Origin of the sequence: Halopelagius inordinatus (assembly GCF_900113245.1) — an archaeon.
Classification (GTDB): Archaea; Halobacteriota; Halobacteria; order Halobacteriales; family Haloferacaceae; genus Halopelagius; species Halopelagius inordinatus.
Map to the genome: position 1 here is coordinate 93,802 of NZ_FOOQ01000006.1, position 15,273 is coordinate 109,074.

Sequence of the window (15,273 nt, forward strand, 5' to 3'; positions counted from 1 at the left end):
GACCGGCGGTGACGTAATACCCGTTCGCGCCCTATCGACGCCTATGAACGTCCTCGTCGTCGGCGGATCCGGATTCGTCGGAACCGAACTCTGCGCCGAACTGGTCGAACGCGGACACGCCGTCACCGTCCTCTCTCGGTCCCCGGAACTCGACGTCGAAGGCGACGTCCGGACCGTGAGCGGTGACGTGACCGACTACGACTCCGTGGAACCCGCGTTCGAGGGTCAGGACGCCGTCGTGAACCTCGTCGCCCTCTCGCCGTTGTTCAAACCCGACGGCGGCGACGAGATGCACGACAGGGTCCACCGCGGCGGCACCGAGAACGTCGTCGCCGCGGCGGAGGCACATGGCGTCGAGAGAGTCGTCCAGATGAGCGCACTCGGTGCCGACGCCGACGGTCCGACCGCCTACATCCGCGCGAAAGGCGACGCCGAACGGGCGGTCAGAGAGTCGTCGCTGGAGTGGGTCATCGTCCGCCCGTCGGTCGTGTTCGGCGAGGGCGGCGAGTTCGTCTCCTTCACGAAGATGCTCACGACGCCGTACGTGACCGGACTCCCCGGCGGCGGGGAGACGCGGTTCCAACCGATATGGGTCGGTGACCTCGCTCCGATGCTCGCGGACTGCGTCGAACGCGACGAACACGCCGGGCAGACGTACGAACTCGGGGGGCCGGAGGTTCTCACCCTCGCCGACGTCGCGAAACTCGTCTACCGCGCCGAGGGGAAGTCGCTTCGCGTCCTCCCGATTCCGATGTCGATGGCCCGTCTCGGTCTGACCGTCGGCGGGGCGGTTCCGAAGTTCCCGATGGGAGCCGACCAGTACCGGTCGCTCCAGTTCGACAACACGGTCACCGAGAACGACGTTCGCGCGTTCGGCGTCGACCCGACCGACCTCCGAACGCTCTCTGAGTATCTCGGCATCGGAGACGAGGTATCCGAGTCAGGACCCTCTCGGTCCGTCGAGAGCGCAGCGTAGATGGTCGCGACGCCGTCGCTTCGGGCCGTCGCCCGCGGGGCCGCCGGACTCGCCGGTGCGACCGGCGCGGCCGGGTTCCTCCACCTGATGGGCGCGTTCGGTCCGGTCACCTGTTGGACCGGGCGGTCCCAGACCGGCGACGGCGAGGTGACCGTCACGCGCGGTTGCTCGGCGGGTATCGACTATCTGTTCGGAAGCGGCGGAAACGCCCCGGTGTTGTTCTTCTGGGCGGTCGTTCTGCTCGTCGTCGTCGCTCTCGGCACCGCCGCGGTGTGGACGGGTCGTCGCCGGGCCGCGTGGGTGACCGTCGTCGTCGGCGTCGTCGTCTCCATCATCGGGGTGATGAGCATCGGGTGGTACTTCGTGCTCCCGACGCTCTGTCTCTCGGCCGCCGCGACGGCCCTCTCGGTCGACGCCCGCCGAAGCGGCGACGGCGGCGGCGAGGCGACGACCTGAGCGGCCGGAACCGGTCGCAGAGACGGACGACCGCCGCCGGTTCGTCGTCGCCGACCGTCTGCGAACCGAAGATGACGGAGTTTATGTCGGTGCTGACCCGACGCCCGACCATGGCTATCGAACCGGGCGACCGCGTCACAATCGAGTACGTGGGTCGCTTCGAGGACGGCAGCGTCTTCGACACGTCGGACTACGAAGTCGCAGAGGAGTCGGGTCTGTTGGGTGCGCGAGGCGAGGACCGTACCGACTACGCGCCGCTTTCGTTCACCGTCGGGGACGGGACGGTCATCGAGGGCTTGGCGGAGGGTCTCGTCGGATTGGACGCCGGAGCGGAGACCACCGTCTCCGTCCCGCCCGAGAAGGCCTACGGCGAGTTCGACGCCGACCGAGTTCGGACGTACGACGCGGAGTCGTTCGAGGGGATGGTCGGCCAGTCGCCCGAGGTCGGACTGCACGTCCACGCCGAGAACGGACTCCACGGCGACGTGACCGCCGTCCGCGACGACGCCGTCGAAGTCGATTTCAACCACGAACTCGCGGGGAAGACGCTCGTCTTCGACGTGGAAATCGTCGAGGTTCGGTGACCGAAAGGGCAACCGAATTATATAATTATATACTATCGGGAAAACTGATAAATACTCCGGCCGTCTGCTCGGACCATGGCTCTCCGAAGCGGTCGTTCCTCCCTCCTCCACCCGATTGCGGCGGAGTTCGCCCTCGTCACCGCCGCGTTGGTCGGATTCGTGCTGTGGCGACGCGTCGTGACGGCGTCTCTGTCGGCGGCGTTCGGCACACCCCCTGCACCGGGCGGACTCTTACTGTACGGGTTGGGATACGGCGGCCTCCTCGTCGCGGGACTCGCGGCGTTCGCCGGGGCGTACGCCGCCGTCCGCGACATCCCCCTCGGACTATCGTTCCCATCGCGTGCCGACCGGAGAGTGGTCGGAGCGACTGTCGCGGTCCCCCTCGTCCTCGTCGGAGTCACCAAACTCGTCGGGGTTCTCACGGACGTTCCCTACGGCTCTTTGACCAAGAGTTCCTACGCCGTCGACGCGCCGTTAGCCCCGGTCTTGCTCGTCGCCGGTCTGGGTCTCCTCGTCGGCGTCCCCGTCCTCGTGGTGGTCGGTCAGGTAGTCGTGCAAGGAAGCTTCGAACGGGCCGTCGGACGCAGTCAAGCCGTCGTCTGGACGACGCTCGTGACCGGGTTCGCGATGACGAGTTCCGACGGACTGACGACGGCTCCCGGAACCGGGAAACTCGTCGGGATCGCACTGTTCTCGTTGGCACTCGCCGTCGCCCTGTACGCGGCCGGACACGTCGCGCGTGCCGGACTTCGATATCTGGCGTACGCGCCCGTTCTGCTGTTCGTGGCACTCGTCGTCGCCTCGGGCGTCGCAGAAATCGACTCCGTTGCCGAGACTCTGTTCGCGGCGACGCATCTCGCGGTACTCGGTATCGCCGCCCACGCGTACGAACGAACCGACTCGCTCCTGCCGCCGGCACTCGCGTACGCCTCCCTGTCTCTGGCAAACGGGTTCGTCGTCTTCGCCTTCGAGGCCGGTCTGCGGTCGTGGTGACGGTCGGACGAATCTAGACGTCGAGAAGACAGACGAGATAGGGTAGTGCGAGGACGCCCCCCGACCGGAGCAGTATCGGCGTCCGTCGCGGGTCTCCGCTTTCCGTTCGGCGCGCTTCAGTCGCCGGAGACCGGTTCGGGGCGGTACGAGCGACTGATCGCTTTCCAGTGTCCGGCGGCGAACCGGTAGTAGGTGATGACCGCGGGAACGAACGTCTCCAGTATCAATCCCGCGTACAGCGCGCCGATTCCCAACGGGGCCACGGCGCCCAGATACGGGATGGAGACGGAGGCGGCGCCGAGGTAGGTGACGGGAAGCGCGAACACGTAGAGGCCGAGCACCTGCCCGTAGAACGGCCAACTGGTGTCACCGCTGGCTCTGAGGGGTCCGGTCGCCCCGCCGCTTACCCCGCGGAACACGACACTGACGCAGGCGACGACGACGAACGTCGTCACGAGGGGGAGAATCGTCGGGTCGCTCACGAAGACGCTCCCGACCTGTTCGGCGAAGACGAGCACCGACGCCGCGACCAGGACGTAGACGGCGGTTCCGAACCGGATGACGTCGTGACCGTACGCGTCGGCACCCTGTTCGTCACCGGTGCCGAGTTCCTGTCCGACGAGGCTGCTCGACGCCATCGAGAACCCCCATCCGGGGGTGTCCATCAGGTCGCGGACGCGGCGGGAGACGACGTACGCGGCGACGACGTTCGGACCGAACATCGCGACGATGGCGAGCATCGGGAACTGTGCCGCCCGGCGGGCGACGTTCGTGAACACGAGGGGAGCCCCGATGGTCAGGATGTCGCGGACTTCGCCGAGCGTCGTGTACGGCCGCCCGACGTCTACGGTCAGTGGGAACTCGCCCAACACCGGAAGCGTCCGACCGAACAACCCGGCGGCGAACACGGAGAGAGCGAGGACGTTCGCGACGACGGTTCCGATAGCCGCGCCGACGACGCCCATCTCGAAGCCGAATATCAGCACGACGTTGATGCCGATGTTGACGACGGCGCCGCCCGCGCGGACCATCATCGGCGTCCACGCGTCGTCGGCACCGACGAGTGCGCGACTCGCGACGAGGTTGAGAGCGGCGAACGGGACGCCGAACGCGACGACGCGGAGGTAGTCCGCGCCGTAGGCCAGTGACGCGCCGTCGCCACCGACGAGTCCGATCAGCGTCTCCGGAACCGCCCAATAGACGGCGACCAGCGGAAGCGTGAGAGCGACGACGACGATACCGCTCGTCGCCACCGCCATGGAGAGTGCGTCTTTGGCACCGGCCCCGTAGCGCTGCGAGACGAGGCTGATCGTCGCACCGGCGATACCGCTCCCGGCGGCGAACACGAGGCCCCAAAACGGCGTCGCGAACCCGACGCCGGCGATGGCGGCGGGTCCGAGTGCGATGCCGACCATCGCCACGTCCGCCGCGGACTTCGACATCCGGGTGATTCCCGTGACGATTCGCGGCCACGCTAGATCTGTCGTCTGTTCGACTCGCCGACGGTCCAAGAGCCCGAACTTCGCGAGTAGATAGCCGATGGAGAGCAGAATCCAACGGAACGGATTCGGTAATCGTCTTCCTGAAACTGCCACGCTTGCGACTCGGAACTGCGGCGGTAAAGGGCTTCATATCTCGCCGGTATTTCAGGAACTATACGGATGTTTTAGGCGCCATCGACGCCTCTGAGGCCGAGATAGGGTTTGACACACAGTGGAAAAATCGGGCGGACTCAGACGGGTCTCACTGGGGGGACGGACCGACTGCGTCGGCGGCCGTTCGAAGTCCGAACGCGGCTAGCGCGGCCACCCACGGAAGCGAGTACAGCCAATACGTGTCGTACGGCCTGACGAACAGAAACGCGCCGAACAGACACGCGGAACCGAGGACGAGTCGCTGAAGCGCGCGCCGTTCGCCGTCTCGTTTCGAGGGTGGTACGCATCGAGCGAGAACCGCCGCCGCTCCGCCGGCCGAGAGAAGCAAGAGCGGTGACAGACGGGTCACGAGTTCGAGAGTGTACACCCTCCACGCGCGGACCCCCACCCAAACGGAGGGGCCGTAGGCGGTGAAGTAGTTCTGCGCGAGGCCGGTACTCCAGTAGACGCTCCCGACGAACGACGGCACCCCCCACAGCACCAAGACGGCACCGTAGGTAACGAGGACGAGACTCCCGCCCGCGACAGCGAACCTGACGAACCACGTTCGGACCGAACGTCTCTGCTGTCTCCGGTGCAATCCGTACCAGACGACGACGGGGACGCCGAAGACGAGGTACTGCGAGAAGAGTATCGACGCGGCGGCCGCGGCCCCGCGGAGTCCGGGACGTCGGAGCGTCAACGCGACGAAGAACGCGCAGACGGCGAACGACCTGACGTTGATGGCGTGTCCCTTCACCAACGGGAGGGCCAGAAGGAACGCGCCGGCGGCGACTGCGCCGGTCGTCCGCATCGAACTGCGGGCGAACAGGCGATAGAGGAGCACCGCGCTGAGTCCGTTCGCGAGTGCGACGCACGAGAGGAACGCGAACTGGTAGGCGTCCGTGGTCGCCAAGAGGACGTTGAGAAACTCGAACAACGGGGGTTTGTTGTCCGTCGCCGGTTCGACGTACAACGGCGCGCCGTCGAGGACGGCCTTCGCAACGGGTCGCCAGACGAGGGCGGCGTCCGGGTGAGGGTCCACACTCCCGACGAGGAGGCGGAAGTACCGCACGCTCGCTTGCGTCAGCGTCGCCGCGAGGAAGGAGACGCCGAGCACTACGTCCCGGAGGGGGACGTCGTGGGCGTGTCCCGGAAGCGTCGGCGCGGAAGTCGAGTCCGAGGGCACCGCTCGAATATCTAACGGCTGACACTAAACTGTTCGCGATCGAGCGACGACTCCTCACCCGGCCTCGGTGGACGGTGCGACGACTTCGATGGTGCCCGTCGCCCCGACGGTCTCGTGAGGTGCGCAGTGGAACCGGTACGTCCCCGGGACGGTGAACGTGTGTTCGTGCCGGTACCCCTCGTCGTAGGCCTCTTCCCGGCCGTCCGGCGTCCCCCGCCAGTCGGCGCCGTCGGGCTGTTTCTCGACGACGATGTTGTGCGAGTTCGTCTTCCAGACGAAGACGACGGTGGTGTCCGCGTCGATTCGGAGGGGTGAATCCGTCCCGGGGACGAACCCGAACGTCCCCTCGGGTCCGACTGCGACCGTCACTCGTTCGGACCGACCGGCGGTCGCCGTCGGCGACTCCGTCTCGTCGCGTCGGTCGGCGGCTTTCTCTATCCTCCGTCGGAGACATCCCGAGACGGCAATCGTCCCGACGGCGGCGCGGAGAAATCGGCGGCGCGGCCGCGTCCCGTCCCCCCGTCCGCGCCTGCGGTCGTCCATGAGTCGGACGAGGGTACGCCCCCGCCGGGAATATCTGTTTGGTCGCGTCGGCGGCGAACCGCCACGCCTCCACCCGTCACTCGTCGTCCGAGTCGTCGGCGACTCCCGTCCTCGACAGCGACACCCTCTCCACCGACCCGTCTACCCCCCGGACCAGAGCGTCGATGGACGATTCGGTCGCCACCGTTATCGATTCCCCGCCGGACCCGTCGAGGTTCACGCGGATGGTGTTCACGTTGACGACGTTCCCTCGCCGCACGGGGCGTTCGGTTCGGGTGTGCCCGATCACCTGCGCCGGGGCGTCGTCGTCCATGTACTGAAAGTCCATCCACAGGAGACCGGCACCCGGCCCCCTGACGGCGTCGGACCCCGACGACCCCATGCCGACGATTTCCTCTGCGACGTCGTACGCCTCTTCTTGGGCGTCGAACCACCCGTTCGGACCCCCTTCGAGTCCGCGCTTCAGTATCTCGCCCGCCTCGCGGAGCGTCGCGTTCACCTCCGAAATCGAGAACGGACGGTTCGACCCCGCGTGGACGTACGTCCGACCGTACGCCTCGAACGCGGCGCTGAGTCGCCCGGCGGCGACGTCGTCGACGAGTCGTCGCAGGATATCGTCCGGCGGGTCGGCGGAGTACCAGTGCGACCAGTGGTAGACGTACGGAAAGAGGGCGTTCGCCTCGTGGTTGCCCAGTAGGTGGACGACGTGGCCGTCGGGGGCCTCGTCGCGGAGTCGCCAGACCGTCTCCAACGTCTCCGTGTTCGAGGGGCCGCGGTCGATGGTGTCGCCGAGGAACACGAGGACGTACTCGTCGCCGCCCGCCCAGTGGAGTCGCCCCTCGTCGTCCGCCTCGACGAGTGGCCGGTCGAACGCCTCGCCGACGAGTTCGAGTGCGGACCGCGCGTCCGAGAGATAGCCGTGGATGTCGGAGAGAGACACCACCGTCGGCGCGTCCGCGTCGATGTCGGAAAGCGACTCGGGGGCGCGCCCCTCCGGTTCGTCGGGCGTCATCGCGTCCCCACCCCCGAGGTGGCCGCCCGACGCCGGCGGGGCGGGCGCAAAACGCCTCTCGCCTCGCCCGTCGCGGAGTCGTCGATTCGGCCCTGTTCGCTCCCGAAGCGACCGACGCCAACGCTGTCTGGTCCGAGTTCCATACACCGACCGACCGCGAGAGGCAACATAATCGCTCGGGTAGCGTCACGCTCGGCGACGCCCGCCGCCGGACTCTCGCTCGGCGTACGCCGTTATCAACCGCCGTTCGATGCGCTGGAGTCGGTCGCTCACCGTCCCGGCCGCGAGGCCGAGTTCGTCGGCGAGTTCCCGGTGCGTCGTCTCTCGCGGTACCTCGTAGTATCCCGCTCGAACCGCGAGTTCGAGGAGACGCATCTGCCCGTCGGTCAACTCGGCGAGTCGTCCCGTGTCCGGGTCGTACGTTCCGATCTGTTCGAGTTCGAACTCGACGGCTCCCGGGAGGTCGGAAACCGCCCGCTGGATGCCGTCGTTCGTCCCGATGACGGTCAGGCGGTAGCTCTGTCTTCCGTCCACGAGTCGGTGCTCTATCGGCCATTCGAGGACGATGTCGTGCGCGTAGAGAATCGGGAGCAGTTCGCCGATGAGTCCGATGCTCCGACAGTGGAGGTACGCGACGCCGCTTTCGTCCGTCCCCGTCACGTCGAACCTGACGACTTCCTCCGAGGCGGCCAACAGGTCCGCCGCAGCGGAGAGGTCGCCCTCCACGTCGACGAGTCCGATGTACTGACCGTCCTCTATGGGTCCCATGTGCCGGGTCGATTCGATAGCCACGCGGTCGGAGCGAGCGAAGCGGTCGAGAACCGGCGCTATCTGTACGTCCCCTTCGGTCAGCGTGAGTGTGGCGTATCTCATCGGTCGGCGAGTTCCCTCGCTCGTCCGGTCGTTCGCCTCGGCCCGATGTAAAACTGTTTCTAGCATCCTAGGAAGTAGGCCCAAACGGACCCCACTCCTAGGACTACTCGATGAGAAACGAGACTACGTCGGGCGAGACACCGCCCGGTCCCCGGGGACTCCCGGTTCTCGGGGCCGACCCCGCGATGATTCGCGGCGGTTTGGATTTCACGTCGCGAATGGCCCACGAGTACGGCGACGTCGTCCACTGGGACGGCATCCGCGGGGACGTCTACCAACTCAACCACCCCGACGACATCGAACGCGTTCTCGTTCAGAACAACCAAAACTACGTGAAGGGCGAGAGCTTCCAGAAGATTCTCGGCCCGTTGACCGGAAACGGCATCCTCAACAGCGAAGGCGAGGAGTGGCGGCGGAACCGTCACCTCGTCCAACCGGCGTTCCACCCGGACCGTATCCGGGCGTACGCCGAGATGATGACCGACTTCACCGAGGAGATGTGTCGGTCGTGGTCCGACGGCGAGACGCTGTCGATTCACGACGACATGATGGAGTTGACCCTCCGCATCGTCGCGAAGGCGCTGTTCGGCGTCGACGTCGAGGACCGATTCGACGAGATAAGTGCGGCGATAGATACGTTCCTCCCCGCCACGTCGAGTCTCCCGAACGTGCTTCTCCCCGAGGAGGTTCCGCTCCCCTCGCGCAGAAAAATGCGCGACGCGCGACAGACGCTCGACGACGTGGTTTCGGAGATAATCCGCGAACGTCGCGCCGACCCCGGCGAGGACGTCGTCTCGATGCTGCTCTCGGCGGCCGACGACGAGGGGAACACGCTCGGAGACGATCAGATTCACGACGAGATAATCACGCTCCTCACCGCGGGCCACGAGACGACGGCCGTTTCGATGACGTACACGGCGTATCTCCTCTCGCAGCATCCGAAGGTCGAACAGCGACTCGTCGAGGAACTCGACGAGGTTCTCGGCGGACGGACGCCGGAGATGACCGACCTCTCGGACCTGACGTACACGGAACAGGTGATCAAAGAGTCGATGCGCCTCTACCCCCCGGTCCCCCGCATCGTCCGCGAAGCGGTCGAACCCGACACACTCGGCGGGTACGACGTCCCCGCCGGAGCGACCATCCAGATGAGTCAGTGGGTCGTCCACCGCGACTCGCGGTGGTACGACGACGCTCTCTCTTTCGAGCCCGAACGCTGGACGGACGAGTTGGAGTCGTCGCTCCCTCGAATGGGCTACTTCCCCTTCGGGGCCGGTCCGCGCCGGTGCATCGGCGACCGGTTCGCCATGCTCGAAGCGAGACTCTTGCTCGCGACCATCTACCAGAACTACCACCTCGAACTGGTTTCCGACCGGAATCTCGAAGTGATACCGACGGTGACCTCGCGACCCAAAGAGGACGTCGTGATGGTCGCCCACGAGCGTTCGGCCGACTGAGTTCGGCCTGCAAGAACGTATATCCGTCTCTGTACCCCCGTATCGGTATGGCCGCGTACCAGTGCTCCGCGTGCGGAGAGACGGTTCCGAGGGCGAGGCGATGCGTCGAGTGCGGCGACGACACCGGTTTCGACTGCGCTCCGTCGGCGGACGCGTACTTGGACGGGTTGACGAGACGACTCAGCGAGCAAGCGGCCGCGGCGAGTCACGATAGCCTCTCGTTCGACGCCCTCCGCTCGGATTACGACGCGTACGACAGACCGCTCGGCGGGTATCTGTACCCCGGCGAACAGCCGGTGGCGGTGTTCCGACTGGGCAAGACCGAAATCGCGGGTCACGCGTCGGATTCGTGGACGGTGACGGCGGGACTCTTGAAGTCTGGCCACCTCCTCGTGACCGAAGACCGCCTCCTCTCCGTGACGCCGGACACCCCCGCGACGCAACTCGTCCCCGTCGATTTCGCCGACGTGGTGGCCGTCGAGCGAGAGTCCACGTGGCTCGACTCCGTGCTCTCCGTCGAACTCGCCGACGGCTACGCCTACGAGTACCACCTCGAACGGACCCCCGACGAAGAGATGGACTCGGCGCTGACGTTGCTTCGAGAACTGAGCGACGAGCGGAGTTCCGCGGACTCGCGGGCCGCCCGGTTCCTTCGAGACGCGGACGACGTCGTCGCGGAGGGCGACTCCGCCGAGGCCGTCCTTCGCGACGTCGCCGCCCTGTTCGCCGAACGTGACGAGGAGACCGTATTCGACCGTCACGTCGCCGAATCGGACTCCGTCGACGAACTGTTCGCCGCCATCTCGAACTCGCCGGGCGTGGCCTCGCCGAAGGACGGGGAGGCGAGCGACGCCGAAGGCGGACTTCCCGTTCGCCGCCCGCGGTTCTCGGCCCTGCGACACAGAGTCGCGTACACCGCACAGAACGCGGACCCCGCCGAGGTGGGCAAGTACACGCTCGCCGCCGGACTCGGGTTCGGCGCGGCCGCCGTCTCGGCCCCTATCTCCACGACGGTCGGTCTCGCGGCCATCGCGGCGGGCGGGGCCGCGACGGGAGCGTACGCGAGCGCTCACCCGGAGTCGTTGGCCGCCCGAATCGACCCTATCGCGCTCGCACTCAGCGCGAAAACCACCGGTCGGCGCTGGGACGCGAGTTCGCTTCCCGCCGGTGCGGGTACCGGTGCCGCCGTCGGCGCACTCGAACACCTCGGAGACGAGTCGGTCCCGCCCGAGTACGCTCGCTGGTTCGCGGATGCGGACTTCGATGCCATCGTCGAGGGCGCCGAGTTGGCGGCGCGGGAAGCCTCTCGCTCTGAGGCGCACGGCAGTCCGAACCGCGCGGCGATGCTCGGCGGTGGCATCGGACTCGCGTCCGGATACGTCGACGACGCCACCCTGGAAGAACTCCGAGAACTCCTCGACGACGACCTGTACGAAGCGTTACTGCCCGCAGACGAGAGCGGAGAGACGGAGACCGAGTGAGGGGTCGACCGACGCGGGCCGAGGCGCGATTCGCGTTCGCGTCGGTGGTGGCAGAATTCACCGTTATCTGCGACCCACGACTCGCGCGAGACGGGCCTCCGGTGAGTTCGAGTGCGAGGATTCTCCCGGCGCGGACGATCAACCGTCCGTTCGCCGCCCTCGCCCCGGCGCCCGCCCTCTGTTTCCGAAACCACGCCGCGTCGTAGTTGCCCACAAATATGGGTCGGACGCGAGGGAGTTTGGGTGTCGGATTCGTTCCGTCTCGTATGAGTTCTGCAGTCGGATCACTGTGGCGGCGGTATCGGTCGGTACCGCTGATCTATCGTATCGCTCTCGCCTTTGTCCTCGGTTCCGCGGCCGGAATCGCGTTCGGCGACCGAATGACCGTCGTCCGACCGTTCGGCGACCTCTTCTTGCGACTGCTCAACATGTTGGTGATTCCGATCATCGTCTTCACGCTTCTCACCGGGATTCGCCAACTCTCTCCGGCGCGACTCGGACGGATCGGAGGCGCTACGGTCGGTCTTTACGCCGCGACGACCACCATCGCGGGTATCGTCGGCCTCGCCGTCGCGAACGTCCTCCAACCGGGACGCGGCGTCGAGTTCGCCGGCGGCGCGGCCGAATCGCAGGCACCGCCCTCGCTCACGGAGGTGGTCTTGGGAATCGTCCCGAGCAACCCGGTGGCGGCGATGGCCGAAGGGAACCTGCTCGCGACCGTTTTCTTCGTCATCGTCTTCGGAATCGCTCTCACCTACGTGCGCGCTCGACAGGACGCGTATTCCGACTCCGTCGACGCCGTCTTCGAGGCGTTCGAAGTCGGCGCGGAGGCGATGTTCGTCGTCGTCCGCGGCGTACTCGAGTACGGCGTCGTCGGCGTGTTCGCCCTCATGGCCGCTGGAATCGGCAGCGAGGGAATCGGCGTGTTCTCGTCGCTCGGCGAACTCGTACTGGCGGTCGCCGTCGCAGTCGTCGTCCACATCTCCTTTACGTACCTGTTCGTCCTCGTGGGACTGGTGGTAGACGCGTCACCGCTCGCGTTCCTCGCGGGCGCGAAAGACGCGATGCTGACGGCCTTCGCCACGCGTTCGTCGAGCGGAACGCTCCCGGTGACGATGACCAACGCGGAGGAGGACCTCCGAATCGCAGAGCGAGTGTACTCGTTCGCGCTCCCGGTCGGCGCCACCGCGAACATGGACGGTGCGGCGATCAGACAGGCGATAACCGTCGTGTTCGCCGCGAACGTCGTGGGACAACCGCTCGTACTCTCCGAGCAGGTTCTGGTCTTGATCGTCGCCGTCCTGATAAGCATCGGCACCGCCGGTGTCCCCGGTGCCGGAATCGTCATGCTCACTGTCGTCCTCAACCAGGTCGGCCTTCCCCTCGCAGTCGTCGGCTTCGTCGCCGGGGTCGACCCGATTCTCGGCCGCATCGCGACGATGAACAACGTCACCGGCGATTTGGCGGTCGCGACCGTCGTGGGAAAGTGGAACGACGCGATAGACTTCGACGGCGGTGCGTGGACGTGACTCTCCGCTGACCGGCGATTCGGCGTCACGAGGGGAGTCGGCGTCACGAGGCGATACGTCGCACGGTACCGGCCCTCGTCAGTCGTTGAGGTGCGCTCTCTCGAAGCGGTCGGCGGGGAGTTTGAGTTCGTCGAGGTTCGGGAGGTGTTTGACGTTGTAGACGACTTTCATCTCGTCGGTGATCGGCGCGTTGAGACACGAGAGCCGGATTCCGTCCTCTATCATCTCGGCGGGGAGGATGTGGTTCGACGACATCTCCATCTCGCCTTCTACCACCGCGACTGCGCAGTTCGCGCACGCTCCGCCCCGGCAGGCGTACGGCCACGCGAACCCGCGGGCCTCGGCCGCCTCGAGAAGCGACTGCCCCGGTTCGACCAGAATCTTCCCGTAGTCCACCGGGTCGAGTCCGGACTCGGACGCCTTCTCGAACAGGTCGTCGTCTTCGAGTTCCCACCCGTGGTCGTCGAGAACCTCGTAGTTGAGATACTCCACCCGCGACTCGTCGGATTCGTCCTCGGCCGCTCCGTTCTCTCGCTTCGCGACGGTCCGTCCGCTTCCGTCCTCCTCGCCGCTTTCGCTGCCCTCGTATCCGTCGAGAATCTGCCTGTACGCTTCGTACACCGCCTGAAACTCTCTCGCGGATCCTCCGTGGTCCGGATGGGATTCTTTCACCCGTCGCCGGTAGGCGCGTTCGATTTCCGCGTCGTCCGCATCCGAATCGATTCCTAAAACATCGAACGGGGAGTCCACATTCACAGATGGGGTCATGAGAATCATAAATCCTCCCCTCCCCGACCGATTCCGACGAGTCCCGCCCGGTACTCTCCCCTTCTGCACCCCTCGTTCAGAGTGAAAACCCGACGGAAGCCGCGCACGTGACGGGCGGCGACTTGCTCGCGGTGAAACGGAGCGAGAGACGGGTAGAGAGTCGCTTCCGCCCGGCAAACTCGCAGCGACGACCGGGCTCTACTCTTCTCGGACCGAGTTTACACCCTGAACGGGGGGTGTCCGGGGGGTTCCGTTGCGGCCCGGTTTCGCGCCGCGGTTCGAAGACGCAGGACGCCTCCGGGAGTTCGGCCGAACGACCGCGAGAACGGTCGGACGGGTGAGCGTTACGCCCGCGCTTCTCGCAGGAGGACGAGCGCAGCGCCGAAAAGAGAGAGGTTCTTCATGAACGCTATCTTCTGGGAACTGCGCTCTTCCTCGTCGGCGTTCCAGTAGTCGTGCATCACCGGCGTGACGCCCGCGAGGAACGTCGCCACCGCGCCCGCAGAGAGCGTCGGGAGTCGCCAGAGGGCGATGCCCAAACTCCCGAGTCCGAGCATCCCCCCGGTGAACGGAACCATCGTCTCGGCGTTCGGCACGCCCTTGGACTCGGCGTACGCGATTTGCCCCTCCAGATTGCGGAACGTGTCGGCGGCGAGAGCGCCCACTCCGACCGCGAACAACAGACGGCCGACTGCGGACGGCGCACCGGTTCCCTCTCCCTTCGTCGTATCGCTTGCCATGCTATCGCGTATCGTGCGGGGTTCGCTTGAATCCTGCGGGTCCGCCGGTTACAGCGACGATTCGACGAACCGCCGGACGATGAGGTCCTCTGCGGTTCTCAGACGGTACTGAACGGTCGAACGGGGGGCGTCCAGCAGTTCGGCGATGTCGGCGACGGTCACCTCTCTCGGACGGGCGTAGTAGCCGCGTTCAACGGCCGTCTCCAACGTCTCCCAGTGGGCGGGCGACAGTTCGGCGGCGACCTGCGATTCGGCGTCCCAGTTGCCCGCACGGCCGAGGTGCGACACCGTGAGGTGGAGTCCCGCACGCAACCGGTCTTCGATGGCCGAGTACATCTCGCCGATCGGTTGGTCGCCGGGGTAGAGAACTCGCCACCGGTACTCCCGTCCGGCGCGCCGCGACTCGAAGACGACGCCGTCGCCGACGTGGTCGACGACGTGGTGCGGAATCGAGTGACAGCGATGGACCTCCTCGCGGTACGTGTACACCGTCCGCGAGTTGGCCTTCCGGTCGAGGACGTGGTACTCGCGGTGCGTGTGACAGTTCGGCGCGTCGAGACACTCGTTGCACCGCGACTCGTCGAGGAATATCTCGTCGAACCGGTCGAGTGCCTCGCCGGGCCCTCGCACGTGGTCGATGCGCCACATCGTGCGTTCGGTCGAGGTACAGACCGACGACCGCATCGTCAGCGTCGGATACTCGGAGAAGAGGTCCATCAGGTCGTCGCTCCCCTCCTCGAAGTGGACGACGAACTCGAACTCTCGCATCCGACTCTGGGGTTGGTTTTCGGGCGGCATCTGGCTTCTGCTAACTCCGGGAACGAACCGTACCGGGGTAAAAAGAGCGCTTCTGACGTTTCGTACCGCCTCCGAAACTAAACTTGTCTATAGACAAAGTCACTGACAAGCCCCCGACTCCCGTACGGAGAGACGGACGGACCGCGACTCTCTCGGCCGCCGGTCGACGGGTCTGCGGTCTCCGGCCGTCCGCCGGCGGGCGATGCGTCGTCCGCGTCGTCTCTGGCGTCGGTAGCGGGG

The 15,273-nt window shown here is 66.4% G+C and carries 16 protein-coding genes; 7 read left to right on the forward strand and 9 right to left on the reverse strand.

The genetic code is table 11. From position 1 onward, the window contains the following. Positions 1-43 precede the first annotated feature (43 nt). The 4 genes from BM167_RS15540 (at position 44) to BM167_RS15555 (ending at position 3,009) form a co-directional block, all read left to right on the forward strand. Positions 44-976 carry a complex I NDUFA9 subunit family protein gene (locus tag BM167_RS15540; RefSeq protein WP_092893646.1) on the forward strand — a complete coding sequence of 311 codons (933 nt, stop codon included), beginning with the start codon at positions 44-46 and terminating at the stop codon, positions 974-976. Beyond that, positions 977-1,432: a hypothetical protein gene (locus tag BM167_RS15545; RefSeq protein ID WP_092893647.1), complete on the forward strand. Its 456-nt coding sequence runs from the start codon at positions 977-979 to the stop codon at positions 1,430-1,432. Positions 1,433-1,542: 110 nt separating this feature from the next. Continuing rightward, positions 1,543-2,016 (forward strand): FKBP-type peptidyl-prolyl cis-trans isomerase, encoded by a 474-nt coding sequence (locus BM167_RS15550; protein WP_092893648.1) that lies wholly within the window; start codon positions 1,543-1,545, stop codon positions 2,014-2,016. A gap of 75 nt (positions 2,017-2,091) precedes the next feature. Further along, complete coding sequence (locus BM167_RS15555; RefSeq protein ID WP_092893649.1) at positions 2,092-3,009, forward strand: hypothetical protein; 918 nt, start codon at positions 2,092-2,094, stop codon at positions 3,007-3,009. 116 nt (positions 3,010-3,125) lie between these two features. Here BM167_RS15555 and BM167_RS15560 read toward each other — a convergent pair whose 3' ends face one another. From BM167_RS15560 to BM167_RS15580, 6 genes are all read right to left on the reverse strand, one after another. Further along, positions 3,126-4,604 carry an MATE family efflux transporter gene (locus BM167_RS15560; protein ID WP_092893650.1) on the reverse strand — a complete coding sequence of 493 codons (1,479 nt, stop codon included), beginning with the start codon at positions 4,602-4,604 and terminating at the stop codon, positions 3,126-3,128. Between the two features lie 148 nt (positions 4,605-4,752). After that, positions 4,753-5,832, reverse strand: a complete 1,080-nt coding sequence (locus BM167_RS15565) for a hypothetical protein (protein WP_092893651.1) — start codon at positions 5,830-5,832, stop codon at positions 4,753-4,755. A 54-nt stretch (positions 5,833-5,886) separates the two neighbouring features. After that, positions 5,887-6,375: a plastocyanin/azurin family copper-binding protein gene (locus BM167_RS15570; protein ID WP_092893652.1), complete on the reverse strand. Its 489-nt coding sequence runs from the start codon at positions 6,373-6,375 to the stop codon at positions 5,887-5,889. A gap of 76 nt (positions 6,376-6,451) precedes the next feature. Then, positions 6,452-7,387, reverse strand: a complete 936-nt coding sequence (locus tag BM167_RS15575) for a metallophosphoesterase (protein ID WP_092893653.1) — start codon at positions 7,385-7,387, stop codon at positions 6,452-6,454. Next, the gene (locus BM167_RS18630) at positions 7,384-7,530 is read right to left on the reverse strand and encodes a hypothetical protein (protein ID WP_177213395.1); all 147 of its coding nucleotides are present in this window, start codon (positions 7,528-7,530) and stop codon (positions 7,384-7,386) included. The genes BM167_RS15575 and BM167_RS18630 overlap by 4 nt, the downstream gene beginning before the upstream one ends. A gap of 43 nt (positions 7,531-7,573) precedes the next feature. Continuing rightward, on the reverse strand, positions 7,574-8,260 hold the full coding sequence (locus BM167_RS15580; RefSeq protein WP_092893719.1) for a helix-turn-helix domain-containing protein: 687 nt from the start codon (positions 8,258-8,260) through the stop codon (positions 7,574-7,576). Between the two features lie 110 nt (positions 8,261-8,370). Between BM167_RS15580 and BM167_RS15585 the strand changes: the two genes are divergently transcribed. From BM167_RS15585 to BM167_RS15600, 3 genes are all read left to right on the forward strand, one after another. Then, complete coding sequence (locus tag BM167_RS15585; RefSeq protein ID WP_092893654.1) at positions 8,371-9,717, forward strand: cytochrome P450; 1,347 nt, start codon at positions 8,371-8,373, stop codon at positions 9,715-9,717. Positions 9,718-9,764: 47 nt separating this feature from the next. Then, positions 9,765-11,198 carry a C1 domain-containing protein gene (locus BM167_RS15590; protein ID WP_092893655.1) on the forward strand — a complete coding sequence of 478 codons (1,434 nt, stop codon included), beginning with the start codon at positions 9,765-9,767 and terminating at the stop codon, positions 11,196-11,198. A gap of 266 nt (positions 11,199-11,464) precedes the next feature. Then, on the forward strand, positions 11,465-12,727 hold the full coding sequence (locus BM167_RS15600) for a dicarboxylate/amino acid:cation symporter (RefSeq protein WP_092893657.1): 1,263 nt from the start codon (positions 11,465-11,467) through the stop codon (positions 12,725-12,727). A 78-nt stretch (positions 12,728-12,805) separates the two neighbouring features. Here BM167_RS15600 and fer read toward each other — a convergent pair whose 3' ends face one another. From fer to BM167_RS15615, 3 genes are all read right to left on the reverse strand, one after another. Beyond that, positions 12,806-13,477, reverse strand: a complete 672-nt coding sequence (gene fer / locus BM167_RS18905; RefSeq protein WP_092893658.1) for a ferredoxin Fer — start codon at positions 13,475-13,477, stop codon at positions 12,806-12,808. A gap of 362 nt (positions 13,478-13,839) precedes the next feature. After that, complete coding sequence (locus BM167_RS15610; protein ID WP_092893659.1) at positions 13,840-14,235, reverse strand: hypothetical protein; 396 nt, start codon at positions 14,233-14,235, stop codon at positions 13,840-13,842. A 48-nt stretch (positions 14,236-14,283) separates the two neighbouring features. Next, on the reverse strand, positions 14,284-15,003 hold the full coding sequence (locus BM167_RS15615; protein WP_092893660.1) for a helix-turn-helix domain-containing protein: 720 nt from the start codon (positions 15,001-15,003) through the stop codon (positions 14,284-14,286). Between the last annotated feature and the right edge of the window lie 270 nt (positions 15,004-15,273).